Below are 24,402 nucleotides of genomic sequence, written 5' to 3'. Positions count from 1 at the left end.
GGCTCCGGGTTGACGGGGGGTGTTCCACAGTGGCGAACGGGGCAGTGATCCGGTCACTGGCCCACGCAAGGGGGCTGCGAGCGCCCCCGCCGGACGCCGTAAGGTTGGTGAGTCAAGCGAGGGCACGTCGGAAGGAGGCACTGGGTGATCGAGCTGGAGGGGGTTCCCGAGCTGATCGACCCAGTCATGGTGGCCGCGTTCGAGGGCTGGAACGATGCCGGCGACGCCGCCTCCACGGCGGTCGCGCATCTGGAACGCGAATGGAAGGGCGAGGTGTTCGCGGCGCTGGACGCCGAGGACTACTACGACTTCCAGGTGAACCGGCCCACGGTGTTCATGGAGGCCGGTGTGCGCAAGATCACCTGGCCGACGACAAGGCTGTCGGTGGTGCGGGTCGGCGGTGAGAAGCCGCGCGACCTGGTGCTGGTCCGCGGCATCGAACCGTCCATGCGCTGGCGCTCGTTCTGCAACGAGCTGCTCGGCTTCGCGCACGAGCTCGGCGTGGAGCTGGTGGTCGTCCTGGGCGCCCTGCTCGGTGACACCCCGCACACGCGTCCCGTGCCGGTCAGCGGGGTGACGTCCGACCCGGACCTGGCCCAGCGGATGGACCTGGAGGAGACCAAGTACGAGGGCCCGACGGGCATCGTCGGCGTCCTGCAGGAGGCGTGCACGCACGCCGGCGTCCCGGCGGTGTCGCTGTGGGCGGCCGTACCGCACTACGTCTCCCAGCCGCCGAACCCGAAGGCCACGCTGGCGCTGCTCAACCGGCTGGAGGACCTGCTGGACCTGCGCATCCCGCAGGGCGATCTGCCGGAGGACGCCCGTGCCTGGCAGGTGGGCGTGGACCAGCTGGCCGCCGAGGACAGCGAGGTCGCCGAGTACGTCCAGACGCTGGAGGAGGCCCGGGACACCGCGGAGCTGCCGGAGGCGTCGGGTGAGGCGATCGCCCGCGAGTTCGAGCGGTATCTGCGGCGCCGGGACGTGAGCCCTCCGGGCGGGAAACCGCGGCCCCCTGCCTCCGGCGGCGGGGCCAAGGAGGATGACGAGGACGGTTCGGAGGACTGAGGTACGGCGAAGGGGCGGTTCCCGTGTCGGGAAGCGCCCCTTCTTTTGTTCCCCGCGCCCCTTACGGGGCGCCCGACCTCACGGTGTCTACAGGGCGACCCCGAGCAGCGCGTCCACGGCACGCGTGACGACGCCCGGTGCGCCCGTGTCCGTGCCGCCCTCCTGCTCCTGCCGGGCCGCCCAGCGGTCCACCGCCGCGAGGGCGGCGGGGGCGTCGAGGTCGTTGGACAGGGCCTCGCGGATCTCCTCGACCAGGGTGTCGGCGGGCGGGCCGTCGGGGCGGGAGACGGCCGAGCGCCAGCGGGCGAGGCGGGCCACGGCGTCCTGGAGGACCTGGTCGGTCCACTCCCAGTCGGCGCGGTAGTGGTGGGACAGGAGGGCCAGGCGGATGGCGGCAGGGTCGACGCCGTCTCGGCGCAGCTTCGAGACGAAGACGAGGTTGCCCTTGGACTTGGACATCTTCTCGCCGTGCAGGGCGACCATGCCGGCGTGGACGTAGGCCTTGGCCATGGGGAACTCGCCGGTGAGCACCTGGGCGTGCGAGGCGCCCATCTCGTGGTGCGGGAAGGCGAGGTCGGAGCCGCCGCCCTGGACGTCGAAGCCCATGCCGAGGTGGTCCAGGGCGATGGCCACGCACTCGATGTGCCAGCCGGGCCGGCCCCGGCCGAGGGTGCCGCCGTCCCAGCTGGGCTCGCCCTCGCGAGCCGCCATCCACAGCATCGGGTCCAGCGGGTTCTTCTTGCCCGGACGGTCCGGGTCGCCGCCGCGCTCGGCGGACAGCAGCCGCATGGCGGCCGCGTCGAGGTTCGAGACCTGCCCGAAGTGCGGGTCGGACTCGACGGAGAAGTAGATGTCGCCCTCCAGCTCGTAGGCCGCGCCGATCTCGCGCAGCCGCTCCACGAGCGGGACGATGCCGGGTATCGCCTCCACCGCACCTATGTAGTGCTGCGGCGGGAGCATCCTGAGGGCGGTCATGTCCTCGCGGAAGAGGGCCGTCTCCTTCTCGGCGAGGGCGACCCAGTCGACGCCGTCCCGCTCCGCGCGCTCCAGCAGCGGATCGTCGACGTCGGTGACGTTCTGGACGTAGTGGACCTGCCGCTTGGTGTCGAGCCACACGCGCTGAACGAGGTCGAACGCGTTGTAGGTCGCCGCGTGCCCCAGGTGGGTGGCGTCGTACGGCGTGATGCCGCAGACGTAGATACGGGCGACGGGACCGGGGTCGAGGGTGACGAGGCCGCCGGTCGCGGTGTCGTGGATCCTCAGGTCGCGGCCCTGACCAGGCAGGGCGGGGACCTCGGAAGCGGGCCAGGCATGCATGTACATGAGCCTAACCGGCCACGAGCGGCGTATACGAACGGGATCGCGCCGGATGGCCAGTCGTGCGGTCTTGTGGATCGGCGCGCGATGTGCTGAGCAGGCTCACACCGGCGGCCAGGGGATGGCCGGCCACTCGCCGTTGGGCTCCGGGTGCACTCCCTTGGTGAGCAACGCCTCGACACGCGCGCGTGTGGCGTGGATCTCGGCCGGGGTGATCAGTGCGGTCAGCCGTTCGGCCAGCGGCCCGCCCAGGGCCTCCCGCAGTGTCCGGAGGGCGTCGAGGGCCTCGGTGGTCAACTGCTCCCCGGCCCAGCCCCACAGCAGCGTGCGCAGCTTGTTCTCGACATTGAAGGTGACGCCGTGGTCGATGCCGTAGAGCCGGCCGTCGGTGGTGGGCAGCAGATGGCCCCCCTTGCGGTCGGCGTTGTTGATCACGGCGTCCAGGACGGCGAGGCGGCGCAGCCGCTCGTCGTCGGCGTGCACGAGGAGCGCGGTGCGGCCCTCGCCGACCTCGGCCAGGCCGATCGCCCTCCAGCCCGGCTCCGGTTCCTCCGCGTCGACCAGGGCGAGCAGCTCGGCCTCGGCCTGGACGTCGATCCACAGCTGGCACATGCCCTCGCCGTACGGCCCGTCGCGCAGCACGGTCGGCGGGACGAGCCCCCAGCCGGTGGCCTCGGAGACCTCGTAGGCGGCCACCTCGCGCGCTGCGAGGGTGCCGTCGGGGAAGTCCCACAGCGGGCGCTCCCCGGCCACCGGCTTGTAGATGCAGGAGGCTTCAAGGCCGTCGAGGGCGATGGTGCAGAACAGCGCGGCGTTGGACGCCTCGCGGATCCGTCCGCGCACGGTCAGCTCACCTCGCGCGAGCAGCTCGGCGGCGGCCGAGTCGGCTGCGGCGTCGGTGGGCGTCACGCTCCGCGGCGGTATCCGTTCTGGCGCGGACATACGTGTCCTTCCGGATCGAGCGGGAGGCTGCACAGCGGGCACGGCGGCCGCCCGGCGTTGACGACGTCGAGGGCGCGCTTGGCGAAGGCCCGTGCCTGCGCGCCGGTCAGCCGGACCCGCAGCATCGGGGGCCCGTTCTCCTCGTCCTGGAGCAGCCGCTCCTCGGCCTCGGCGAGGTCCTCCTCGGTGTCGGCGTCCAGCTCCACCAGGGCCTGCGCCTCGACGATCATGCGCTGTTCCTCGCCGTCCCAGGCCAGCGCCATGGTACCGACGCGGAACTCCTCCTCGATGGGGGTCTCCAGCGGGGCGGTGTCGGCGATCTCGGTGGGCGCCATGGCGGGGACGGCGGCGCTGCCGCCACTGCGCCGTACGACCTCGTCGAGCAGTTCGTCCATGCGCTCGGCGAGCGCGGCCACCTGGGTCTTCTCCAGAGCCACGCTGGTCACCCGGGAGCCTGCGGTGGCCTGGAGGAAGAACGTACGGCGTCCGGGCAGTCCGACCGTGCCGGCCACGAAGCGGTCCGGCGGGTCGTAGAGGAACACCTGACGGGACACGTCCTGTCTCCATTGAGAGTGAGTGCGGAGAGTTGGTTCGTAGGTTTCAGCGGTGCGGGCCGCCCACGGATACGCGACTGTGCGGATCGCTTCACCCTACTGCGGCCGACGATCACGGTGCGCCCGCACCACCTCCGACCGGTGCGTCGCCCTCACCAGGTTCCTCGCGCGGGAAGAGCGAAGCGAAATCCCCGGTGTCGCCGAGGCGAACGAGAAACGGCCGCAGCCGGGTGTAGCGGATCGCGGTGACGGAACACGGTTCCACGGAGATCCGCTGGAAGAGGTCGAGATGAAGTCCGAGGGCGTCGGCGACCAGGGATTTGATGATGTCACCGTGGGAGCACATGAGGTAGACGGCGTCGGCGCCGTGCTCGCGCTCCACGCGCGCGTTCCACTCGCGTACGGCCTCGGCGGCGCGGGTCTGCATGGCGCGCATGGACTCGCCGCCGGGGAAGGCGGCGGCCGACGGGTGCGCCTGGACGACCTCCATCAGCGGCTCGTCCTTGAGCTCGGCGAGCTTGCGGCCGGACCAGTCGCCGTAGTGGCACTCCCCGATCCGCTCGTCGGTGTGGGCGCTCAGGCCGGGGCGGGCCTCGAGCAGCGGCCGTACGGTCTCCTGGCAGCGCTCCAGGGGGCTAGTGACGACCTCGGAGATCGGCAGTGCGGCGAGCCGGCCGGGCAGCGCGGCGGCCTGGGCGGCGCCGCGCTCGTCCAGGGTGACGCCTGGCGTCCAGCCGGCGAGCACACCGGAGGTGTTGGCGGTGGAACGTCCGTGCCTGACGAGGATCAGCGTGGGCATGCGGCCCAGGGTAGGCGTATCAGCACATGCACTGCTGACCGGGCGAAGGGAGAATGCGCTCCGTGATCGTCGACTGCGCCATCTACCGGCACGGGCTCCGCACCGAGGGGCCGGAGGACCTGTCCGACGCACTCGCCGAGGCGCGGGCCGAGGGCGGGTTCGTGTGGATCGGCCTGTACGAGCCGTCCGAGCGGGAGTTCGACCTGGTCACCCAGGAGTTCGGGCTGCATCCGCTGGCGGTCGAGGACGCGCTGAACGCGCATCAGCGGCCCAAGCTCGAGGTGTACGACGACTCGCTGTTCATGGTGCTGAAACCGGTCGTGTACGAGACCGAGAGCGATGCCGTCTCGACGGGCGAGATCATGGTCTTCGTCGGCGCCTGTTTCGTGGTCACCGTGCGCCACGGCGAGGGCTCGCCACTGGCCGCCGTGAGGCGCCGGCTGGAGGAGGAGCCGGAGATGCTCGACAAGGGACCGACCGCCGTGCTGTACGCGATCTCCGACGCCGTCGTCGACCACTATCTGGAGGTGGCGACGGAGCTGGGGAACGACCTGGAGGAGCTGGAGGCGGAGGTGTTCCGGCCGGAGGGCGGCGGCTCGCGGGGCACCGCGTCCCGGATCTACGGCTTCAAACGGCAGGTCCTGGAGTTCCGCCGGGCCACCGGCCCGCTGGCGCTGCCGCTGACCCGGCTGGCCGGCGCCGCACCGCTGGGTACCTCGGTGCCGTTCGTGAACGACAAGGCGCGCCCGTTCTTCCGCGACGTGGGCGACCACCTGACGCGTGTGAACGAGTCGGTGGAGGCCCTGGACCGGCTGGTGTCGGACGTCCTGTCGGCGCATCTGGCGCAGATGAGCGTGCGGCAGAACGACGACATGCGGAAGATCTCCGCCTGGGCGGCGATGGCCGCGGTCCCCACGATGATCGCGGGGATCTACGGCATGAACTTCGACCACATGCCGGAGCTGCACTGGCTCTGGTCGTATCCGGCGGTGATCCTGGCGATGGCCGCTCTGGAGGTGCTGCTGTACCGCCTGTTCAAACATCGCGGCTGGCTGTGAGCCTTTTGCTGCCGATGTTCGCGGCTCAGGCGAACTCGTGGGCGGGGGTGGCGGGACCGCCGAGGGGGTCGCGGCGCTCGGGGATGGTGAGGGTGACCATGCGGCGCCAGCCGGCCAGGCGCTCGCAGGCGTACACCGCGTGGATGCCGGCCGCGAGCAGGGCGTACCTGGCCCTGGACCAGCCCAGGATGCGGCCCATGCGGGCCATCACGGCGAGGCTGACGTCCCGGTGGACGCGGATCTCCGCGAGGGCGCACTCACGCAGGGTGCGCTGGATCAGCCGGCCGTGCCCGGCGGCGGCGAACCGCAGCAGTTCCTCATGGGTGTAGGCGAGGTGCTTGTCCTCGTCGTCGGAGATCATGCGTACGGCCCTGCCCACGTCGGGATGGTCGGCGAACACCCTGAGCAGCAGCTCCATCTGTTCGGCGGCGCGCTGTTCGGTGACGCGGCTGTGGGCGAGGTAGACGATGACGTCCCGCTCGGTGAGCGGCTCGTCCCGCCGGAGCTTGTCGTGGGCGAGGCCGATTCCGTTCCGCTCCAGCAGCATCGTGTAGTCGGTCTCGGGCGGTACGGCGACGGGGGTGAGCCCGCGCTTCCTCATCAGGGCGTTGAAGATGCGTCCGTGCTTGTCCTCGTCGGAGCCGTGCCGGGCGATCTTCGGGGCCAGGGCGCGTTCGCCGGGCGGGACCAGCGCGGCGATCCGCCCGTTCTCCCAGCCCCCCTGGGACTCCCCGCTGGCGGCGATGGAGCAGAAGAGCCGGAAGGCCTCGTCGTTGTCGAGGATCTCCTTGAACAGACTCTTGGCCGAAAGCATGAATAGAGTCAAATGCGGACGGTATGGGGCGTGCAACAGCTGTGCGTGTCCGCTCGGCCAAAAGGATGACTCCGCGGTCGTAACCGTGCGGCGCCCGGCGCGTTGTTCACGGTGACGGCCGTGGCGGGGAAGACCCCCGAGCCCCCACCACGGCCGCTGAAGCTCCCTAGGACAGCCCGGCGCGCTCCAGGGCCTCGCGGCCGGCCCGCAGGGAGGCGAGCCGCTCCTCCAGGGTGAAGCCGGCCGGCGACAGGCTGAGCGTGGTGACACCGGCGGCGGCGTAGGCCCTCATCCGGTCGGCGATGCGGTCGACGGAACCCAGCAGAGTCGTCTTGTCGATGAGGTCCTGCGGGATCGCGGCCGCGGCGCCCTGCTTGTCGCCGGACAGGTACTTCTGCTGGATCTCGGCGGCTTCCTTCTCGTATCCCATGCGCTGGGCGAGCTGGTTGTAGAAGTTCTGCTTGGCGCTGCCCATGCCGCCGACGTACAGCGCGGTGTACGGCCGGAAGGTGTCGGCGAGCCGGGCCACGTCCTTGTCGTCGCCGACGGCGATGGGCAGGGTCGGGCAGACGTCGAAGCCGTCGAGGGCCTTGCCCGCCTTCTCCCGGCCGGCGCGCAGGTACTTGAGGGTGGTGTCCTCGAGGTGGTCGGCGGCGGGGAAGATCAGCAGGGCGCCGTCGGCGATCTCACCGGTCTGCTCCAGGTTCTTCGGGCCGATGGCGGCGATGTACAGCGGGATGTGCTCACGCTGCGGGTGCACGGTCAGCTTGATCGGCTTGCCCGGGCCGCCGGGCAGCGGCAGCGTCCAGTGCTCGCCCTCGTACGTGAGCCGCTCCCGGGTCATCGCCCTGCGCACGATCTCGACGTACTCGCGGGTGCGGGCGAGCGGCTTGTCGAACTTGACGCCGTACCAGCCCTCGGAGACCTGCGGGCCGGAGACCCCGAGCCCGAGGCGGAACCGCCCGCCGGACAGCGAGTCGAGCGTCGCGGCCGTCATCGCGGTCATCGCGGGCTGGCGGGCCGGGATCTGGAAGATGGCCGAGCCGACGTCGATGTGCTCGGTCTGGGCGGCGACCCAGGACAGCACGGTCGCCGCGTCGGAGCCGTAGGCCTCGGCGGCCCAGCACACGGAGAAGCCCAGCCGGTCGGCCTCCTGGGCCACGGCCAGATTGTCCCCGTCCATTCCGGCACCCCAGTAGCCGAGGTTGATCCCGAGCTCCATCGCCGATCCCCTTACTCATGAGTAACGTTCTGGTGGGGCGACCTTAGCGCGGGGACGGAGGTCGGGGCAGGCGCCGGGCACGTGAAAAGACCGGTCCGCAGCCCGATCGGGTTATCCACAGGCAACCCACCGCACCGGTTCCGGCCAGTAATCTCGCCCGCATGGAGCAGAGGCATCTCGGCCGTACCGGCCTGCGCGTGTCCCGGATCGGACTCGGCACCCTCACCTGGGGCCGGGACACCGACGAGCACGACGCCGCGGACATGCTGAAGGCGTTCTGGGAAGCCGGCGGGACCCTGGTCGACACCGCGGACGTGTACGGCAACGGCGAGGCGGAGTACCTGCTCGGGAAGCTGATGGACGGCCTGGTTCCGCGCCGGGACCTGGTGATCTCCACCAAGGCGGGCAGCGTCCCCGACCCCGACCGCCGTTTCGACGGCTCACGCGGCCATCTGCTCGCCGCCCTCGACGCCTCCCTGGCCCGCCTGGGCACGGACTACGTCGACGTGTGGCACATCCACGCCTTCGATCCCGGGACCCCGCTGGAGGAGACCCTCCAGGCACTGGACATAGCGGTCAGCAGCGGCCGCGCCCGGTACGCGGGCGTCTCGAACTTCTGCGGCTGGCAGCTCGCCAAGGCCGCCACCTGGCAGCTCGCGGCGCCGGGCACGCGCACGCGACTGGCCAGCACGCAGATGGAGTACTCACTGCTGCAGCGGGGCGTGGAACGGGAAGTGCTGCCCGCCGCGCTGGATCTCGGGGTCGGGCTGCTGCCCTCCTCCCCGCTCGGCCGGGGCGTGCTGACCGCCAAGTACCGGCACACCACTCCCCCGGACTCGCGCGGCGCCTCCGAGCATCTGGCGCCGTTCGTCGAGCCGTACCTGGACGACACGGCGACCCGCATCGTGGACGCGGTGACGACGGCCGCCGACGGGCTCGCCGTGACCCCGCTCCAGGTGGCCCTCGCCTGGGTCCGGGACCGGCCCGGGGTGGCCGCGCCGATCGTCGGCGCGCGCAACGCGCAGCAGCTCACGGCGGCATTGTCAGTGGAGGCCCTTAGTCTTCCTGACGAGATCTGCCGGGCGCTGGACGATGTGTCGGCGCCCGTGCACCGCTATCCCGATCACGACTGGAGCACGCTGTGAGCACGGAGCCGGAGACCACGGAGAAAGCCGGGCCGGGGACACCGGACACGCCCGAGGGCCCGGGCGGGGAGGCCGTGCCCCCGGGGAGCCGCACGAACAGCCTTACGGCGAGCGGCGCCGAGGGCCGGAGCAGCGCCGGGGCGAGCAGCGCGGAGGGCGAGAGCGCGGTCGGGGGCGAGAGCGCGGTCGGGGGCGGAGGCCGGAGCGGGGACGGCCCGGGCGGCGACGAGGACGCGGGCGGCCCGACCGGTGCTGGGGGCGAGGGCGCCGATGGGGCGGCCGGCGCCGGCGGCCTCGAGGGCGAAGAAGCAGACTCCACCCGGCACTCCGAGCCCGAAGGCGACCATGTCGGCCCCGCGCGGCTGTCCGGGCCCCAGGGCGCGGACGCCGACTCCGCCCAGCCGTCCGAGGCCGAAGGCGAAGGCGCTGACGCCGCCCAGGTGTCCGAGGCCGAGGCCGAGTTGGCTGCGCAGCGGGTCGAGCGGGAGCGGATCGCGCGGCGCAAGGCCGAGAAGAAGGGGCCGATCGAGAGCGGCGCCAAGCTCAGCGGCACGGCGGCCGACCTGCTCGCGGCGGTGCGGGCCGTGGAGAGCGGCGACAAGCCGGTGGCCGCGGTCTTCGCCGAGCCCGCGCCCGCGCCGCGCCGCCCGGCCCCGGAGCCCGCACGCCGGCCGCAGCCCGCGCCCGCACCGGCCGTCGTCACCCCCACCGCTCCGGCACCGGAGACGGTGGAGGGCGCGCGCCGGGTGCTGGCCGAGGGCGGTGCACCCGAGGCCCTGGCTCCCCAGGTGGCCGCGGCGCTCGGCGAGGGCGCCGACGCGGCGCTGCGCGAGGACCCCTGGCAGCTGCTGCGGATCAGCGGCGTACGGCCCGAGCAGGCCGACGGCTTCGCCCGCGCCCTGCTCGGCGCCGCCTGCGGCCCGGGCGACGAGCGACGGGCTCGCGCGATCACCGTCTGGCTGCTGGAGCAGGCGGCCCTGGCCGGGCACACCGCGCTGGAACTGGCCACGCTCACCGCGGCGCTGGGCAAGCAGGGCGTCCCGGACCCGGACGCGGCGGTGCAGAGCGCGCTCGCGGAGGGCGAGGCACTGGGGTTCCAGGACGCCCTGGAGGCACCGGGAGCCGCCGCGGCGCAGGCGACGGAAGAGGACGCGGACGCGGAGGAGCGGCCGGTCCGGGTCCTCGTCGGCCTGGAGCGGTACGCACTGGCCGAGGAGAGCCTCGCCGACGGCCTGGCCCGGCTGGTCAACTCGCTGCCCAAGGAGACCGAGCAGGCCTGGCAGGCGGCGGCCGACGCCGTCTCCGGCGGCGCGGCCGAGCTGGTCCGCGCGGTCGCCGGGCACGGCCTGGTGCTCCACACCGGCGGAGAGGCGGCCCGCGCCGAACCGGCCGCGCTGCTCGGCGCCGCCCGCGCCGCGGGCCTGCGGGCCTTCGCCGTCTGCCACACCCCCGACGGACGCCACCGCCTCGCCGTCCTGCCGGGCGCGGACCCGGCGGAGCACAGCGTGGGCACGGTCGCCGGTCTGCTGTCCGGCGCCGAGGGACCGGGGCGGGACACGGACGGCGCGCTGGAACTCGATCTGCTGATCGTGCTGGACGCGCCGCAGCTCGATGTGGAGAGCGCCGCGATGCTGGTGGAGTCGCTGCCCGACGGGGCCCGGCTCGTGCTCAGCGGCGACCCGGCGCTGCTGTGGTCGGCGGGACCGGGGCGGGTCTTCGCCGATCTGCTCGCCGCCCGCGTCTGCCCGCAGGTCGCCTCCCGCCTCCCTGACCCGGGCCCGATCGGCGAGCTGGTCTCCGGTATCGGCATCGGCGAGCTGAACCAGGTCGCCGCTCCGGGCAAGGAGATCGTCATCGTCCCGGTGCGGGACGCGGGCGAGGCCGTGCACCGGACCGTCCAGCTGGTCGCCGACTCCGTGCCGCGGGCGCTCGGTGTGCCGGCCGACCAGACGGTGGTGATCACCCCCGGGCACGGCGGTGCCGCGGGCACCCGCGCCCTCAACTCCGCGCTGAAGGAGCGCCTCAACCCCGGCCCGGGCCGCTTCGGCGGCTTCGACCCCGGCGACCGGATCGCCTACTCCCCCGCCCCGGGCCGTACGGTGCCGGGCACGGTGGTGAAGGCCGACACGGACGGGCTGCACCTGTCGTGCGCGGGCACGGCGGTGGTCGTACCGCGCGAGCGGGTGGAGGGCGCCGTACGGCACGGCTGGGCGCTGACCGCACACCAGACGGTGGGCACCCGCTGGCCGGCGGCGGTCGTCGTCCTGCCCGGCGACGCCGCGCAGGCGCTCAGCAGACCCTGGGTGTACACGGCCTTCGGCCGGGCGGAGCGGCATCTTTCCGTGGTCCACGGCGTGGAACAGGCCCTGCCGAAGGCGGTGGCGGAGACACCGGCGAAGCCCCGCACGACCCGCTTGCAGACGCTGCTGCGGGTGTGAATCTCCCTCCACCGCGACGCCGACCGGCCTCGACGGCGGAATCCGGCGGTGCCGAGCCGGCCCCAGGCCGCCCCCGGCACCGCCGGCCCGGTCACTTCTCGGCGTCCAGCGGCTCCAGATCCTCGTCCTCGGCCTGGTCCTCGGCCTGGTTCTCGGCCTGGTCCTCGGCCTCGCCGTCGTCCTCGCCGTCGTCCTCGTCTTCGTCGAACTCGAGATCGTCCTCTTCGTCGGACTCGTCCTCGTCGTCGAAGACGGCACTGACGTCGAACCGGCACACCACCCCTTGCGGATCGATGTGCTCGAACGGCGCCTCCAGCCACTCCCCCGCCTCGGGTGTCTCCTCCGCCGCGGTGACCCAGAGCGTGGAGTCGCCTTCCTCCAGGCCGAACTCCTTGTGCCGGGAAGCGATCTCGTCCGGTTCGAACTCGCCGAAGAGAATGCCCAGCGCGCCCGGAACCGTACCGGCGGCATCCTCGGCCAGGCCGCCCGCGGCCTCGTACTCCGCCGCCTCGACCCGCTGGGCCTGCGCCAGCAGCCGCTGGGGTTCCACCACGGCGTAGTCGCGGCGGATCAGCACGCTGATCGCGTTCGGTTCCTCGGGACCCGCGTACGGCGGGAGCTCCTCCGCACCGGGGATCTCGAAGGGCGTGACCTCGTCGTAGCGGTCGTAGAGCAGCTCGTCGTACACCTCGGCGGCCGCGGCCAGCTGGTTGAACGCCTCCAAGACCGCCGGGTCGTCCTCACCCGACCTGCGTTCGACCGCGGCCAGATGACGGTCGAGCGCGGTCTTGACCGCCTCGGCGGCGGCGCGTACCTCGGCAGCGGTGGGCTGCGCAGCATCAGACATAGTGCAGACGCTATCCGTACCGGGCCCCAGCCCGCACAATAGATGCGATGCCGGAATACGAATTTGTCGACGTGTATGTGCCTCGCGGGGTCTCCCGCAAGGAGGCAACACGTCTGCTGACGGACCATGCAGAGTACGGACACTGGGAGTTGGACCGACTGAGCCTGCTGCGGGACGGCAGCCGCAGGGTGCGGTTGCGCCGGCGGATCATCCGCCAGGTGCGTGCCACGTGGTGAGGCCGACGACCTGAACCGGAGCGGGCCCCGTCTGTCATGACGGGGCCCGCTCCGTTCAACGCGTGCCGTACCCGGGGCTTCCGGCTACGACGTGGGCCGGGCCTTGCGGTAGAGCACCGCGCCCGCGAGCAGCGCGCCCGCGCCGACCGGCAGCACGAGGTCCAGCGGCAGCTCGCTGCCGGTGTGCGCGAGCTGGGCGTTGGTCAGAGGCTCGGCGGAGCGGCCGCCGTGCTGCCTGACCTCGGTGGACCCATGGGGTCCCTGGGGCGTGTGACCGCCCCGGCCGGGCGGGGTCGTCGGGCCGCCCGGATGACCCGGCTGCCCCGGGTGACCCGGCTGCCCGGGGTGACCGGGGTGACCCGGGTGGCCCGGATGCCCGGGGTGCCCCGGCTGCCCGGGCGGGTTGCCGTGGCCGCCGCCCGGCGGCCGGCCGTGGTGACCGCCGCCTCCGTTGGCGCAGTCGTTGCCCGTGGTGGCGTTGCCGACTCCGATGACGTTGACGCTGTTGCCGCAGACGTTCACCGGGACGTCGATCGGCGCCTGGACGGTGTTGCCGGAGCCGACGCCGGGCGAGCCGGCGCTGTGCCCGCCCGCGTGCGAGCCGCCGGAGCCGCCGTGGCCCCCGGACGTGCCGCCGGACGTGCCGCCCTGGTTGGTGCAGCTGTTGCCCACCGCCGGGTTGAGCAGCCCGACGACGTTCACGGTGTTGCCGCACACGTTCACCGGGACGTGCACCGGCGCCTGCACCGTGTTGCCGGACAGTACGCCGGGCGAGCCGGTGGCGGTGCCGGCCGCGCCCGCGTCGGCGTGGGCGTAGCCGCTGGCGGCGGCGATCACACCCGTGGCCGCCGCCATGGTCATCAGGCCCTTACGGGTGCTCTGTCGCATTTCCGTTGTTCCCCTGCCTTCGATCCTGCTGTGCGTGCCTCGCGGTGGCGTGGCGCGCACGGCCCTCGCGGACCGTGCCGCCGCGCAAGAGGCCGGTCGGCCCCGGAGCGCATGGCACGCGCTCCGGGGCCGACGGCTCGAAAATGACGCCCCCCTCAGGAGGTCGTCGTCACTTGTTGACGCAGGTGTTGCCGAAGGTGGGGTTCAGGAGCCCGATCACGTTGACCGTGTTGCCGCAGACGTTCACCGGGACGTGCACGGGCACCTGAACGACGTTGCCGGAGACGACACCCGGGGAGTGCACGGCGGCACCCTGGGCACCCGAGTCGGCGACGGCAAGGCCCGCGCCCGCGAGAACCAGCCCACCGGTGGCAGCCGCAGCAGCGACGACCTTCTTGATCATTATTCCTCCTTGTTGGCAAAGCGACCCCAAGGTGCGGAGTCACATCACCTGTAACGAGGAGGAACTAATGAAGCTACGAACCGATCGTCGCATTCACCCGTTCCAGTCGATCTCGTACGAGCGCCCGAATATGTCGGCCATCGCGACCCGGAACCTCACGACGCGTCGATGAACCGGTCGAGCACCCGCACGCCGAACCGCAGCCCGTCCACCGGCACCCGCTCGTCCACGCCGTGGAACATGCCGGCGAAGTCCAGCTCCGGCGGCAGCTTCAGCGGGGCGAAGCCGAAGCCGCGGATGCCGAGGTCGTCGAAGGACTTGGCGTCGGTGCCGCCGGAGAGCATGTAGGGGATGGCCTTGGCGGTGGGGTCCTCGGCGAGCAGCGCGGACTGCATGGCCTCCACCAGCGCCCCGTCGAAGGTGGTCTCGACGGCCTTGTCGGTGTGCACGTCCTCGCGGCGGACATGGGGTCCGAGCAGCCGGTCGAGGTCGCCGAGGAACTCCTCCTCGTAGCCCGGCAGGAAGCGGCCGTCGATGTGCGCGGTGGCCTCGCCCGGGATGACGTTGACCTTGTAGCCGGCGTTGAGCTGGGTGGGGTTGGCGGTGTTGCTTAGGGTGGCGCCGATGAACTTGGCGATGCCGCCGAGCCGGACCAGGGTGGACTCCATGTCCTCCGGGTCCAGTTCGGTGCCGAGCGCGTCGCCCAGCTCGTCCAGGAACGCCCGGGTGGTCTTGGTGACCCGCACCGGGAACTTGTGCCGGCCGACCCGGGCCACGGCCTCGGACAGCTCGGTGATGGCGTTGTCGCGGTGGATCATCGAGCCGTGCCCGGCGGTGCCGGCCACGGTCAGCTTCATCCAGTGCATGCCCTTCTCGGCCGTCTGGATCAGGTAGAGCCGACGCTGCTCGTTCACAGTGAACGAGAAGCCGCCCACCTCGCTGATCGCCTCGGTGACGCCCTCGAACAGCTCGGGGTGGCGGTCGACCAGGTGGCGGGCGCCGTACGCACCGCCCGCCTCCTCGTCGGCGAGGAAGGCGACCACGATGTCCCGCGGGGGACGCCGCCCGCTCCTGAGCCGGTCGCGCACGACCGCGAGGGTCATGGCGTCCATGTCCTTCATGTCGACGGCCCCGCGCCCCCACACGCACCCGTCGGCGACCTCGCCGGAGAACGGGTCGTGGGTCCAGTCAGCGGCGTTGGCCGGTACGACGTCCAGGTGGCCGTGGATCAGCAGCGCGGGCCGGGACGGGTCCTCCCCCTCGATGCGGGCCACCGTCGAGGCGCGGCCCGGATGCGACTCGAAGATCTTCGGTTCGAGACCGACCTCGGCGAGCTTCTCCGCGACCCACTCGGCCGCCTTGCGCTCGCCGGGGCCGGAGTGGTCGCCGTAGTTGCTGGTGTCGAACCGGATCAGCTCGCGGCAGAGGTCCACGACCTCGTCCTCGCCGGTGACGCTCCTGGCCGTGTCCGTCTCGCTCACGTGCTTCCTCCCGCGCTGTCGCTGCTGGTGGTCCTCCACATCCTCCCTCTCCCCCGCCCGCCGCCCAAGACCGGTCCCGGCCCGTCACACGCCGTTCACGCGCGACGCGCTCCGGGGGCAGGGGTGATCAGCCACCCCCGAAAGCCTGGTAATGTTTCCTTCGTCGCCGCGAGGGAAACCCCGCCAAAAGGGTTCTCCCGCACGACAGACACCTTGTCCGGGTGGCGGAATGGCAGACGCGCTAGCTTGAGGTGCTAGTGCCCTTTATCGGGCGTGGGGGTTCAAGTCCCCCCTCGGACACCAGTGAGGGCCCCTGCTCAGCAGGGGCCCTTCGTCTTGCTCGCGAGTGAAGCCCAACTGCCCCGGATCGCCCACTCCTTGACGGTGTGTGAGGCATGTCTCGCCCGGCGTGAAGCTCGGCAGGTCAGGGGGCCACAGCCGCCGTGCCGCAGCCACCCGGACGGCCCTCTCGGACGGCGGGGCGAAGGGGATGGAGCCTAGCGTCGTACTAATATTTCCGGCTTGTCACTGAGTCGGACCGACGTGAGGACCCGATGGCAGCCATAGACGAGAGCAGCGCTCTCGGCCTGCTCGACGAAGAGATCCGCACGCAGTTCGGCGACCGCGCACGCTTCTCCGCGCGGCCCGCGGCGTCGCCGCGCACGCTGGTCGACGTCTTCGACGCGACCGTGCGGTCCCATCCGGACGAGCCGGCGCTGGACGACGGCACGACGTGCCTGACCTACCGTGCGCTGGCCCTCGCGGTGGAGCGGCTGCGGCGGCGGCTCGCCGGTGCGGGGGTCGGGCTCGGGGACCGGGTCGGAGTGCGGGTCCCCTCGGGGACCAACGAGCTGTACGTCGCGATCCTCGCCGTTCTCGCCGTCGGTGCCGCCTATGTGCCCGTCGACGCCGAGGACCCGGACGAGCGGGCGGAGTTGGTGTTCGGGGAGGGGGAGGTACGGGCCGTCGTCGGGGCCGGGCACACCATCACCGTGCAGGGCGCGTCCGGCACCGTCGCGGGCGCGGCCGGCACCGTCCAGGGCTCCTCCGCCTCCCCCGCCGCGCGGCCCGGCGCCGAGCACGACGCCTGGATCATCTTCACCTCCGGGTCCACCGGGAAGCCCAAGGGCGTCGCCGTCACGCATCGCAGCGCCGCCGCGTTCGTGGACGCCGAGGCGGCCCTGTTCCTCACGGAGGAGCCGATCGGGCCCGGCGACCGGGTCATGGCCGGACTCTCCGTCGCCTTCGACGCCTCCTGTGAGGAGATGTGGCTGGCCTGGCGGTACGGCGCCTGTCTGGTGCCGGTGCCCCGGTCGCAGGTCAGGAGCGGCGCCGATCTCGGGCCCTGGCTGGTCGAGCAGGAGATCACCGTCGTCTCGACCGTGCCCACGCTCGCCGCGCTGTGGGAGCCGGAGACGCTGGGCGACGTACGGCTGCTGATCTTCGGCGGCGAGGCCTGCCCGCCCGAGCTGGCGCAGCGGCTGGTCACCGAGGGGCGCGAGGTGTGGAACACCTACGGTCCGACCGAGGCGACCGTCGTGGCCTGTGCGGCGCTGCTGACCGGTGCCGAGCCCATCAGGATCGGGCTGCCCCTCGACGGCTGGGAGCTCGCCGTCGTCGACGAGGCCGGGGAGCCGGTGCCCATGGGCGCGAGCGGGCAGCTCGTGATCGGCGGCGTCGGGCTCGCGCGGTATCTCGATCGCGAGAAGGACGCCGAGAAGTACGCGCCGCTGCACTCGCTGGGCTGGGAGCGGGCCTATCGCAGCGGTGACCTGGTCCGGGCCGAGCCCGAGGGGCTGATCTTCCTGGGCCGGGCCGACGAGCAGATCAAGCTGGGCGGGCGACGGATCGAGCTCGGTGAGGTGGATGCCGCGCTGCAGGCCCTGCCCGGGGTCACCGGAGCCGCGGCCGCCGTGCGCACCGCCCGCGGCGGCAATCAGCTCCTCGTCGGTTACGTGGTCACCCAGGACGGCTGGGACCATGCGGCCGCCGTCGAGAAGCTGCGCGCCGAGCTGCCCGCCGCGCTGGTGCCGCTCCTCGCGCCCGTCGCCGAGCTGCCGACCCGGACCTCCGGGAAGGTGGACCGAAACGCCCTGCCCTGGCCCCTGGAAGGCCTCCAGGCACCGGCGAAGGAGCAGCTCTACGGCACCGAGGCCTGGCTCGCCGAGCAGTGGGCGGAAGTCCTGGGCATCCCGGTGACCGGCGCCCACGACGACTTCTTCGCGATCGGCGGCGGCTCCCTGGCCGCCGCCCAGCTCACCACCCGGCTGCGCACCCGCTACCCGAGCGCCGCCGTCCTCGACATCTACCAGCAGCCCGTCCTGCGCAAGCTGGCCCGGCGGCTGGAGGCCTCGGCGCAGGACGACGGCGGGGCCCGCACCATCGCGCCGGTTCCGGTCCGCGCCCAGGCCGTGCAGCTCCTGCTGCTGCTCCCGCTGTTCTCCCTGCTCGGGCTGCGCTGGACGGTGGTCCTGGCCGCCGTCGGAAACCTGCTGCCCGGCTACTCCTGGCTGCCGACCGCCCCCTGGTGGCTGCTCGCGGCCGGTGCGCTGCTGTTCTTCACCCCGCCCGGCCGGATCGCGCTCGCGGCGGGCGGAGCGCGGCTGCTGCTGCGGGGCGTCGGGCCCGGCCGGTACCCGCGCGGCGGCAGCGTGCACCTGCGGCTGTGGACGGCCGAGCGGCTGGCCGAGTTCAGCGGGGCCACCTCGCTGACCGGATCCTGGCTGGAGCGGTACGCCCGTGCGCTGGGCGCGAAGGTCGGGCCCGAGGTGGACCTGCACTCGCTGCCGCCGGTCACCGGCATGCTCAAGCTGGGCCGGGGCGCGGCCGTGGAGTCCGAGGTCGACCTGTCCGGGCACTGGCTGGACGGCGACCGTCTGGAGATCGGGCCGGTCAAGGTCGGCGCGCACGCCACCGTCGGCACCCGCAGCATGCTCTTCCCGGGCGCCCGCGTCGGCAAGCGGGCCGAGGTGGCCCCCGGCTCGGCGGTCGGCGGGCAGGTCCCGACCGGCCAGCGCTGGGCGGGCGCGCCCGCGGTGAAGCTCGGCAAGGCCAAGCGCACCTGGCCGAAGGAGCGGCCGCAGCGGGGCACGTACTGGCGGGTGATGTACGGCGCGGCGGGCATCGGGCTCGGCGCCCTGCCGCTGCTCGCGGGCGTGGCCGCGCTGCTGGTCGCCCGGCTCTTCGTGGCGCCCGGAGGCTCACTGCCCCAGGCGCTGCGCGGAGCCGCGCTCGGGCTGGTCCCGGCCACGCTCGCCTACGGGCTGGCCTACGCGGTGCTGATCCTGGTCGCCGTGCGCGTGCTCGGTGTGGGGCTGCGCGAGGGCACGCATCCGACGCACAGCCGGGTCGGCTGGCAGGCGTGGACCGTGACGCAGCTGATGGACCGGTCCCGCGAGACCCTGTTCCCCCTGTATGCGGGGCTGATCACGCCGGTGTGGCTGCGGCTGCTCGGCATGCGGATCGGGCGCCGCGCCGAGGTGTCGACGGTGCTCGCGCTGCCGAGCCTGACCACGGTCGGCGACGGGGCGTTCCTGGCGGACGACACGCTGACGGCGCCGTACGAGCTGGGCGGCGGCTGGATGCGGATCGGGCGCGCGGAGATCGGGCGGCGGGCCTTCCTCGGCAACTCCGGGATGACCGGACCGGGCCGGAGCGTGCCGGACGGCGGTCTTGTCGGCGTGCTGTCGGCGACGCCGAAGAAGGCGAAGAAGGGCACCTCGTATCTGGGGCTGCCGCCGGTGAAGCTGCCGCGCAGTGCGGCGGGCGGGGACCAGAGCCGTACGTACGAGCCGCCCGCGGGGCTGCTGTGGGCGCGCGGTCTTGTGGAGCTGTGCCGGATCGTGCCGGTGCTGTGTTCGGCCGCGCTGGCCGCGGGGACGGTGGCGGTGCTGTGTGCGCTGGGGCCGTGGGCGTGGGCCCTGTCGGGCGCGGTGCTGCTGGGGGCCGGTGTGGTCGCGGCGGTCGTCTCGGTCCTCGCGAAGTGGCTGCTCGTGGGGCGGCACCGGGCCGGGGAGCATCCACTGTGGAGTTCGTTCGTGTGGCGCAACGAGCTGGCGGACACGTTCGTCGAGGTGCTGGCGGTGCCGTGGCTGGCCGGGGCCGTGCCGGGGACGCCGGTGCTGACGGCGTGGCTGCGCGGGCTCGGCGCGCGTATCGGCAGGGGCGTGTGGGTGGAGAGTTACTGGCTGCCGGAGACGGACCTGGTGACCCTTCAGGACGCGGCGACCGTCAATCGTGGCTGTGTGCTGCAGACACACCTCTTCCACGACCGGATCTTGCGGACGGATACTGTGGTCCTCCGTGAGGGCGCCACGCTGGGCCCTGGCGGGATCGTGCTGCCCGGCAGCACGGTCGGGGCCCGTACGACCCTGGGGCCCGCGTCGCTCGTCATGGCCGCGGAGTCCGTCCCGGACGACACCCGCTGGCTCGGCAATCCGATCGAGGCATGGCGTCCCTGAGCGCGGGCCGTGCAGGGCCGGTGGGCGCACCGGCCCCCGGTGGTGGCACAGCGCAGGGAGCGGACACAGCAGTGGCAGTTCAGCAGTCGGTCGGCCAGGACCCGTACTTCCCGGACAACGGTGATTCCCGTTACCGGGTGCACCGCTACGAACTCGCGCTGGACTACCGCCCCGGCCCGAACCGGCTGTCCGGCACGGCCCGGATCAACGCCATAGCGGGCCGTGCGCCGCTCACGGAATTCCAGCTCAACCTGGCCGACTTCAGGATCGGCCGGGTGCGGGTGGACGGCCGGCAGCCGCACTTCACGCACCGCGGCGGACGGCTGCGGATCCGCCCGGCCAAGCCCGTCCGGGCCGGTGCCGCGTTCACCGTGGAGGTCCACTGGTCCGGCAACCCCAGGCCGGTGGCCAGCCCGTGGGGCGGGCTCGGCTGGGAGGAGCTGGCGGACGGGGCGCTGGTGGCGAGCCAGCCGGTCGGGGCGCCGTCCTGGTACCCGTGCAACGACCGGCCCGCCGACAAGGCGTCCTACCAGATCTCGGTCACCGTCCCGTCCGCGTACGCGGTGGTCACGGGCGGGCGCCTGCTGACCCGTACGACGAAGGCCTCCACCACGACCTGGGTGTACGAACAGTCCGCGCCCACGTCCAGCTATCTGGTCGGCCTGGCGATCGGCAGGTTCCAGACGGTGCTGCTGGGCGACCCGGGCCCGGGTGGCGTGCCGCAGCACGGGCACATCCCGGCGCGGCTGCTGCCCGAGTTCTCCCGGGACTTCGCGCGGCAGCCGGCGATGATGGAGCTGTTCCAGGAGCTGTTCGGGCCGTACCCGTTCGACGGTTACGCGGTCGCCGTGACCGAGGAGGAGCTCGATGTGCCGGTCGAGGCACAGGGGTTGTCGCTGTTCGGCTCCAACCACGTGGACGGCGCCCGGGGTTCGGAGCGGCTGGTGGCGCACGAGCTGGCGCACCAGTGGTTCGGCAACTGCGTGTCCATCGCCGACTGGCGGCACATCTGGCTGAACGAGGGCTTCGCCAAGTACGCCGAATGGCTGTGGTCCGAGCGCTCCGGGGGACGCAGTGCCCAGCAACTGGCCGCGGCGGCGCACCGGTTGCTGTCCACGCTGCCGCAGGACCTCAGGCTGGCAGATCCGGGCCGCAAGGCGATGTTCGACGAGCGGCTCTACGAGCGGGGCGGCCTGACCCTGCACGCGGTGCGCTGCGCGCTGGGCGACGACGCGTTCTTCCGCATGCTGCGCGGCTGGGTGCGGCTGCACCGGAACGGGTCGGTGACGACGGAGGCGTTCACCGAGCACGTGGCCCGCTTCGCCGTCGAGCCGGCGGCCGGGCTGTTCCAGGAGTGGGTGTACGGGGCGAAGCTGCCGCCCCTGCCGGTGCTCGGGGGAGTTTCCTAGACTTGAGGGGTGGCCCGGCCCAATGACGAGGTCGAGGCGCTCCTGCGGGAGTACGCGGACCTCATCGCGATCACCGGAGGCGACGCCTTCAAGGCGCGCGCCTACGAGAAGGCGGCGCGTGCCATCGGCGGATATCCGGCCGACATCTCCAAGCTGGACGAGGACGGCCTGAAGGAGATCCCGAACGTGGGGAAGTCGATCGCCGACAAGGTGGCCGAGTACCTGCGCACGGGCAAGATGGCGGTGGTCGAGGAGCGCCGGGCGAAGATCCCCGCCGGGGTACGCGAGCTGATCACGATTCCCACCCTGGGCCCGAAGAAGGCGCTTCGGCTGTACGAGGACCTGCGCATCTCCTCGGTGAGCGAGCTGGCCGCGGCGATCGAGGCGGACGCGCTGGCCGATCTGAAGGGCTTCGGCGAGAAGACCCAGGACAACATCCGGCACGGCATCGAGCTGCTCCAGCGGGCGGGCGCCCGGGTGCCGCTGTCGCTGGCCCTGGACACCGCCGAGGAGATCGTCGCGGAGCTGTCCGCGGTGACCGGGTGCAGGCGCTGCGCTTACGCCGGCTCGCTGCGCCGGATGCGGGAGACCGTCGGGGATCTGGACGTCCTGGTCGCGGCGAAGAAGTCGGAGCCGTTCATGGCGGCGCTGTGCGAGCTGCCGGCCACCGCGGAGGTCATCGCGCGGGGGTCGAAGAAGACGTCGATCCGCACGGCCAAGGGGCTCCAGGTGGACCTCAGGGTGGTGCCGCCGGAGTCGTGGGGTGCCGCGATGCAGTACTTCACCGGTTCGAAGGCGCACAACATCCGCACCCGCACCATCGCCGTGCACCAGGGGCTGAAGCTGTCCGAGTACGGCCTGTTCGACGCCGAGAGCGGGAAGTCGCTGGCCTCGCGCACCGAGGAGGAGGTCTACGCCCGGCTCGGGCTGCCGTGGATCGAGCCGACACTGCGGGAGGACCGCGGGGAGGTCGAGGCGGCCCTGAACGGCGAGTTGCCCGAGGTGGTGACCGAGAAGGACATCCGCGGTGACCTGCACACCCACACCGATCTCACGGACGGGCTGGCCCCGCTGGAGGAGATGGTGGCGGCGGCCGCCGAGTGCGGATACGCGTACTACGCGGTCACGGACCACGCGCCCAACCTGTACATGCAGCGCATGACCGACGAGAAGGTCCTCGCCCAGCGGGAGCGGGTGCGGGAGCTGGACGGCGCCCACCGCAGGATGCGGCTGCTGCATGGCACGGAGCTCAACATCGACCCGGACGGCGGGGTGGACTGGCCCCAGGATTTCCTGGCCGGCTTCGACCTGTGCGTGGCCTCGCTGCACTCGCACTTCGACCTGGGCCGCAAGGCGATGACCCGGCGGCTGGTGCGGGCCTGCGAGAACCCCTGCGTCAACGTCATCGGGCACCCGACGACCCGGCTGATCGGCAAGCGGGCGGGCGTCGACGCCGACTGGGACGAGGTGTTCGCGGCCTGCGCGCGCACCGGCACCGCGCTGGAGGTCAACGCCCAGCCGGACCGACTCGACCTGCGCGACGAGGACATCCTGCGCGCCAGGGAGCACGGCGTGCGGTTCGCCGTGAACACCGACGCCCACTCCGTCCCGCACCTCGCGCAGCTGCGCTACGGCGTCGGCACGGCGCAGCGGGGCTGGCTCACCCGGGACGACGTGATCAACACCTGGCCGCTGACGAGGCTGCGGCGGTTCCTGGAGAAGGGCCGCAAGGGCAGGTGAGGGGCGTCATTCCCGGTCCAGCCACAGGGGTGACAGGTCCTCTTCTTCCGTGTCGGCGGCCCCCACCGCCTTGATGTCCCCGTCCGCGGCGCGCAGCAGCCTGCGGCCCATGGCGATCAGGGCCCGTCCGGCGGCGAGTTCGTCGCCTATCTCCGGTACGTCGGGGTCGTAGGGGTTCCGGCGGGCCTCCGCATGGCTCTCCAGGACGTTGTCGCCGGTGTCCAGGATGATCCGGGCGGTGGTGTCCGGGTCGCGCTCGGACAGGTACAGGTTCAGCCGCCACTCCTTGACGGCCGGAGGACGGCTGGTCATGGGTCGAGTCATAGTCCGCCACCTCGCTCCGCGGGTTGTGCCGCGATGGGCCGTCGGTCGTGTGCGGCGCCGTCCTGGCTGGTCGCACAGTTCCCCGCGCCCTTTACGGGGCACACGATTCCAGCGCTTCTACTTTGCACCCCGGCACCAGCGGGCGCCTCCCCTCGGCCAGGCAGAATGTGGGCCATGACCTCGCGCACCTGCCCCTGCGGACTCCCCCAGCCCTACGACGCCTGCTGCGGCCGGTTCCACGCGGGGCCGGCCGCCGCGCCGACCGCCGAGCTGCTCATGCGGTCGCGGTACAGCGCGTTCGTGACGGGCGACGCGGGCTATCTGCTGCGCACCTGGCATCCGCGGACCCGGCCGGAGCGGCTGGACCTCGATCCGCGGATGGAGTGGACGGGGCTGGAGATCCTGGACACCACCGACGGGTCCGCCTTCCACAGCACGGGCACGGTGACCTTCCGCGCCTCCTACCGGGGCGGCTCGCTGCACGAGCGCAGCCGGTTCGAGCGGGTCGACGGGGCCTGGGCGTACGTGGACGGGGACTTCCTGGACTAGCGCCTCAGGGCGCCAGGATGTCCAGTTCCTGCAGGGCGCCCACGGTGATCTCCCTGGTCAGCTCCTCGGCGCGGGTCGCGTCGCCCGCGCGGACCGCCTCCGCCACCTGCACGTGCAGGGTGACGGCGGCCGGGTCGGGGTCCTCGAACATGACCTCGTGATGGGTGCGGCCGGCCAGGACCTCCGCGACGACGTCGCCGAGCCGGGCGAACATCTCGTTGCCGGAGGCGTTCAGGACGACCCGGTGGAAGGCGATGTCGTGGACCAGGTACTCCTCCAGCTTGTGGCCGCGTGAGTTGGCCACCATGCCGAGCGCGCACTCGGTGAGTTCGGCGCACTGCTCCGCCGTGGCGTGCCTGGCGGCGAGGCCGGCCGCGACCGGTTCGACCGCGGAGCGCAGCACGGTCAGTGAGCGCAGCTGGTGCGGGCGGTCGGCGCCCGCGAGGCGCCAGCGGATGACCTGCGGGTCGTAGACGTTCCACTCCGCCTTGGGGCGGACGGTGACGCCCACGCGGCGGCGGGACTCGACCAGGTGCATGGACTCCAGCACGCGGACCGCCTCGCGCATCACGGAGCGTGACACCTCGAAGTGCTGTGCCAGTTCGTCGGTGCGCAGCACGCTGCCGGGCGGGTACTCGCCCGCCGTGATCGCGGGGCCGAGGGTGTCCAGTACATGGCCGTGCAGCCCCCGGCCCGGTGTGGTCATGCACT

General features: G+C 72.6%; 21 protein-coding genes and 1 tRNA gene. 10 read left to right on the top strand and 12 right to left on the bottom strand.

The window, feature by feature from the left end; genetic code table 11:
- The first annotated feature begins 144 nt into the window (after positions 1–144).
- Positions 145–1,065, top strand: a complete 921-nt coding sequence (locus ACWGJ5_RS17055; RefSeq protein WP_453310511.1) for a PAC2 family protein — start codon at positions 145–147, stop codon at positions 1,063–1,065.
- 87 nt (positions 1,066–1,152) lie between these two features.
- Here ACWGJ5_RS17055 and mshC read toward each other — a convergent pair whose 3' ends face one another.
- The 4 genes from mshC to ACWGJ5_RS17035 all read right to left on the bottom strand — a co-directional run bounded on the left by mshC (position 1,153) and on the right by ACWGJ5_RS17035 (position 4,677).
- The gene (gene mshC / locus ACWGJ5_RS17050; protein WP_453310510.1) at positions 1,153–2,382 is read right to left on the bottom strand and encodes a cysteine--1-D-myo-inosityl 2-amino-2-deoxy-alpha-D-glucopyranoside ligase; all 1,230 of its coding nucleotides are present in this window, start codon (positions 2,380–2,382) and stop codon (positions 1,153–1,155) included.
- Between the two features lie 102 nt (positions 2,383–2,484).
- Positions 2,485–3,324 (bottom strand): SCO1664 family protein, encoded by an 840-nt coding sequence (locus ACWGJ5_RS17045; RefSeq protein ID WP_453310509.1) that lies wholly within the window; start codon positions 3,322–3,324, stop codon positions 2,485–2,487.
- Positions 3,288–3,878 carry a DUF3090 domain-containing protein gene (locus ACWGJ5_RS17040; protein WP_228618626.1) on the bottom strand — a complete coding sequence of 197 codons (591 nt, stop codon included), beginning with the start codon at positions 3,876–3,878 and terminating at the stop codon, positions 3,288–3,290. Before ACWGJ5_RS17040 ends, ACWGJ5_RS17045 begins: the two co-directional genes overlap by 37 nt.
- A gap of 112 nt (positions 3,879–3,990) precedes the next feature.
- Positions 3,991–4,677: a histidine phosphatase family protein gene (locus tag ACWGJ5_RS17035; RefSeq protein WP_453310508.1), complete on the bottom strand. Its 687-nt coding sequence runs from the start codon at positions 4,675–4,677 to the stop codon at positions 3,991–3,993.
- Positions 4,678–4,739: 62 nt separating this feature from the next.
- Here ACWGJ5_RS17035 and corA point away from each other — a divergent pair, with 62 nt between their 5' ends.
- The gene (gene corA / locus ACWGJ5_RS17030) at positions 4,740–5,735 is read left to right on the top strand and encodes a magnesium/cobalt transporter CorA (RefSeq protein ID WP_453310507.1); all 996 of its coding nucleotides are present in this window, start codon (positions 4,740–4,742) and stop codon (positions 5,733–5,735) included.
- A 25-nt stretch (positions 5,736–5,760) separates the two neighbouring features.
- On the opposite strand, the gene ACWGJ5_RS17025 is transcribed toward corA, so the two are convergent.
- Complete coding sequence (locus ACWGJ5_RS17025; RefSeq protein WP_453310506.1) at positions 5,761–6,549, bottom strand: ferritin-like domain-containing protein; 789 nt, start codon at positions 6,547–6,549, stop codon at positions 5,761–5,763.
- A 166-nt stretch (positions 6,550–6,715) separates the two neighbouring features.
- The gene (locus tag ACWGJ5_RS17020) at positions 6,716–7,771 is read right to left on the bottom strand and encodes an LLM class F420-dependent oxidoreductase (RefSeq protein ID WP_453310505.1); all 1,056 of its coding nucleotides are present in this window, start codon (positions 7,769–7,771) and stop codon (positions 6,716–6,718) included.
- Positions 7,772–7,932: 161 nt separating this feature from the next.
- On the opposite strand from ACWGJ5_RS17020, the gene ACWGJ5_RS17015 reads away from it, so the two are divergent.
- Together ACWGJ5_RS17015 and ACWGJ5_RS17010 are read left to right on the top strand one after the other, a co-directional pair.
- On the top strand, positions 7,933–8,916 hold the full coding sequence (locus ACWGJ5_RS17015; RefSeq protein WP_453310504.1) for an aldo/keto reductase: 984 nt from the start codon (positions 7,933–7,935) through the stop codon (positions 8,914–8,916).
- Positions 8,913–11,354, top strand: coding sequence for a helix-hairpin-helix domain-containing protein (locus tag ACWGJ5_RS17010; protein WP_453310503.1), 2,442 nt, complete (start codon positions 8,913–8,915; stop codon positions 11,352–11,354). Before ACWGJ5_RS17015 ends, ACWGJ5_RS17010 begins: the two co-directional genes overlap by 4 nt.
- A 91-nt stretch (positions 11,355–11,445) precedes the next feature.
- On the opposite strand, the gene ACWGJ5_RS17005 is transcribed toward ACWGJ5_RS17010, so the two are convergent.
- Positions 11,446–12,201, bottom strand: a complete 756-nt coding sequence (locus tag ACWGJ5_RS17005; protein ID WP_453310502.1) for a hypothetical protein — start codon at positions 12,199–12,201, stop codon at positions 11,446–11,448.
- Positions 12,202–12,248: 47 nt separating this feature from the next.
- On the opposite strand from ACWGJ5_RS17005, the gene ACWGJ5_RS17000 reads away from it, so the two are divergent.
- The gene (locus tag ACWGJ5_RS17000) at positions 12,249–12,437 is read left to right on the top strand and encodes a DUF5703 family protein (protein ID WP_014671721.1); all 189 of its coding nucleotides are present in this window, start codon (positions 12,249–12,251) and stop codon (positions 12,435–12,437) included.
- An 84-nt stretch (positions 12,438–12,521) separates the two neighbouring features.
- Here ACWGJ5_RS17000 and ACWGJ5_RS16995 read toward each other — a convergent pair whose 3' ends face one another.
- From ACWGJ5_RS16995 to ACWGJ5_RS16985, 3 genes are all read right to left on the bottom strand, one after another.
- Positions 12,522–13,325 (bottom strand): chaplin, encoded by an 804-nt coding sequence (locus ACWGJ5_RS16995; RefSeq protein ID WP_453310501.1) that lies wholly within the window; start codon positions 13,323–13,325, stop codon positions 12,522–12,524.
- Between the two features lie 169 nt (positions 13,326–13,494).
- Positions 13,495–13,728, bottom strand: a complete 234-nt coding sequence (gene chpH, locus ACWGJ5_RS16990; protein ID WP_453310500.1) for a chaplin ChpH — start codon at positions 13,726–13,728, stop codon at positions 13,495–13,497.
- A 155-nt stretch (positions 13,729–13,883) separates the two neighbouring features.
- Positions 13,884–15,209: a M20/M25/M40 family metallo-hydrolase gene (locus ACWGJ5_RS16985; RefSeq protein WP_453310499.1), complete on the bottom strand. Its 1,326-nt coding sequence runs from the start codon at positions 15,207–15,209 to the stop codon at positions 13,884–13,886.
- Between the two features lie 215 nt (positions 15,210–15,424).
- On the opposite strand from ACWGJ5_RS16985, the gene ACWGJ5_RS16980 reads away from it, so the two are divergent.
- The 4 genes from ACWGJ5_RS16980 to polX all read left to right on the top strand — a co-directional run bounded on the left by ACWGJ5_RS16980 (position 15,425) and on the right by polX (position 22,818).
- Positions 15,425–15,512, top strand: a tRNA-Leu gene (locus ACWGJ5_RS16980).
- Between the two features lie 251 nt (positions 15,513–15,763).
- Positions 15,764–19,669, top strand: coding sequence for a Pls/PosA family non-ribosomal peptide synthetase (locus ACWGJ5_RS16975; protein WP_453310498.1), 3,906 nt, complete (start codon positions 15,764–15,766; stop codon positions 19,667–19,669).
- A 71-nt stretch (positions 19,670–19,740) separates the two neighbouring features.
- Positions 19,741–21,078 carry a M1 family metallopeptidase gene (locus tag ACWGJ5_RS16970; protein WP_453310497.1) on the top strand — a complete coding sequence of 446 codons (1,338 nt, stop codon included), beginning with the start codon at positions 19,741–19,743 and terminating at the stop codon, positions 21,076–21,078.
- Between the two features lie 9 nt (positions 21,079–21,087).
- Positions 21,088–22,818 (top strand): DNA polymerase/3'-5' exonuclease PolX, encoded by a 1,731-nt coding sequence (gene polX / locus ACWGJ5_RS16965; protein ID WP_453310496.1) that lies wholly within the window; start codon positions 21,088–21,090, stop codon positions 22,816–22,818.
- A gap of 6 nt (positions 22,819–22,824) precedes the next feature.
- Here the strand turns inward: polX and ACWGJ5_RS16960 are convergent, their stop codons facing one another.
- Positions 22,825–23,142 (bottom strand): dsRBD fold-containing protein, encoded by a 318-nt coding sequence (locus tag ACWGJ5_RS16960; protein ID WP_453310495.1) that lies wholly within the window; start codon positions 23,140–23,142, stop codon positions 22,825–22,827.
- 174 nt (positions 23,143–23,316) lie between these two features.
- Here ACWGJ5_RS16960 and ACWGJ5_RS16955 point away from each other — a divergent pair, with 174 nt between their 5' ends.
- The gene (locus ACWGJ5_RS16955) at positions 23,317–23,691 is read left to right on the top strand and encodes a YchJ family protein (protein WP_453310494.1); all 375 of its coding nucleotides are present in this window, start codon (positions 23,317–23,319) and stop codon (positions 23,689–23,691) included.
- A 4-nt stretch (positions 23,692–23,695) separates the two neighbouring features.
- Here ACWGJ5_RS16955 and ACWGJ5_RS16950 read toward each other — a convergent pair whose 3' ends face one another.
- Positions 23,696–24,397, bottom strand: coding sequence for a FadR/GntR family transcriptional regulator (locus ACWGJ5_RS16950; RefSeq protein ID WP_453310493.1), 702 nt, complete (start codon positions 24,395–24,397; stop codon positions 23,696–23,698).
- Between the last annotated feature and the right edge of the window lie 5 nt (positions 24,398–24,402).

The organism is Streptomyces sp. NPDC054783, from assembly GCF_053611725.1.
The sequence above is the reverse complement of the archived record's forward strand: the minus strand, read 5'-3'. Positions and strand labels throughout refer to the sequence as shown.

What these genes read in the sequence shown, in the direction of transcription:
- mshC (WP_453310510.1), bottom strand. Translation starts at nt 2,382, where the DNA reads ATGCATGCCTGGCCCGCTTCCGAGGTCCCCGCCCTGCCTGGTCAGGGC.
- ACWGJ5_RS17045 (WP_453310509.1), bottom strand. Translation starts at nt 3,324, where the DNA reads ATGTCCGCGCCAGAACGGATACCGCCGCGGAGCGTGACGCCCACCGAC.
- ACWGJ5_RS17035 (WP_453310508.1), bottom strand. Translation starts at nt 4,677, where the DNA reads ATGCCCACGCTGATCCTCGTCAGGCACGGACGTTCCACCGCCAACACC.
- ACWGJ5_RS17025 (WP_453310506.1), bottom strand. Translation starts at nt 6,549, where the DNA reads ATGCTTTCGGCCAAGAGTCTGTTCAAGGAGATCCTCGACAACGACGAG.
- ACWGJ5_RS17020 (WP_453310505.1), bottom strand. Translation starts at nt 7,771, where the DNA reads ATGGAGCTCGGGATCAACCTCGGCTACTGGGGTGCCGGAATGGACGGG.
- ACWGJ5_RS17015 (WP_453310504.1), top strand. Translation starts at nt 7,933, where the DNA reads ATGGAGCAGAGGCATCTCGGCCGTACCGGCCTGCGCGTGTCCCGGATC.
- ACWGJ5_RS17005 (WP_453310502.1), bottom strand. Translation starts at nt 12,201, where the DNA reads ATGTCTGATGCTGCGCAGCCCACCGCTGCCGAGGTACGCGCCGCCGCC.
- ACWGJ5_RS17000 (WP_014671721.1), top strand. Translation starts at nt 12,249, where the DNA reads ATGCCGGAATACGAATTTGTCGACGTGTATGTGCCTCGCGGGGTCTCC.
- ACWGJ5_RS16995 (WP_453310501.1), bottom strand. Translation starts at nt 13,325, where the DNA reads ATGCGACAGAGCACCCGTAAGGGCCTGATGACCATGGCGGCGGCCACG.
- chpH (WP_453310500.1), bottom strand. Translation starts at nt 13,728, where the DNA reads ATGATCAAGAAGGTCGTCGCTGCTGCGGCTGCCACCGGTGGGCTGGTT.
- ACWGJ5_RS16975 (WP_453310498.1), top strand. Translation starts at nt 15,764, where the DNA reads ATGGCAGCCATAGACGAGAGCAGCGCTCTCGGCCTGCTCGACGAAGAG.
- ACWGJ5_RS16960 (WP_453310495.1), bottom strand. Translation starts at nt 23,142, where the DNA reads ATGACTCGACCCATGACCAGCCGTCCTCCGGCCGTCAAGGAGTGGCGG.
- ACWGJ5_RS16955 (WP_453310494.1), top strand. Translation starts at nt 23,317, where the DNA reads ATGACCTCGCGCACCTGCCCCTGCGGACTCCCCCAGCCCTACGACGCC.
- ACWGJ5_RS16950 (WP_453310493.1), bottom strand. Translation starts at nt 24,397, where the DNA reads ATGACCACACCGGGCCGGGGGCTGCACGGCCATGTACTGGACACCCTC.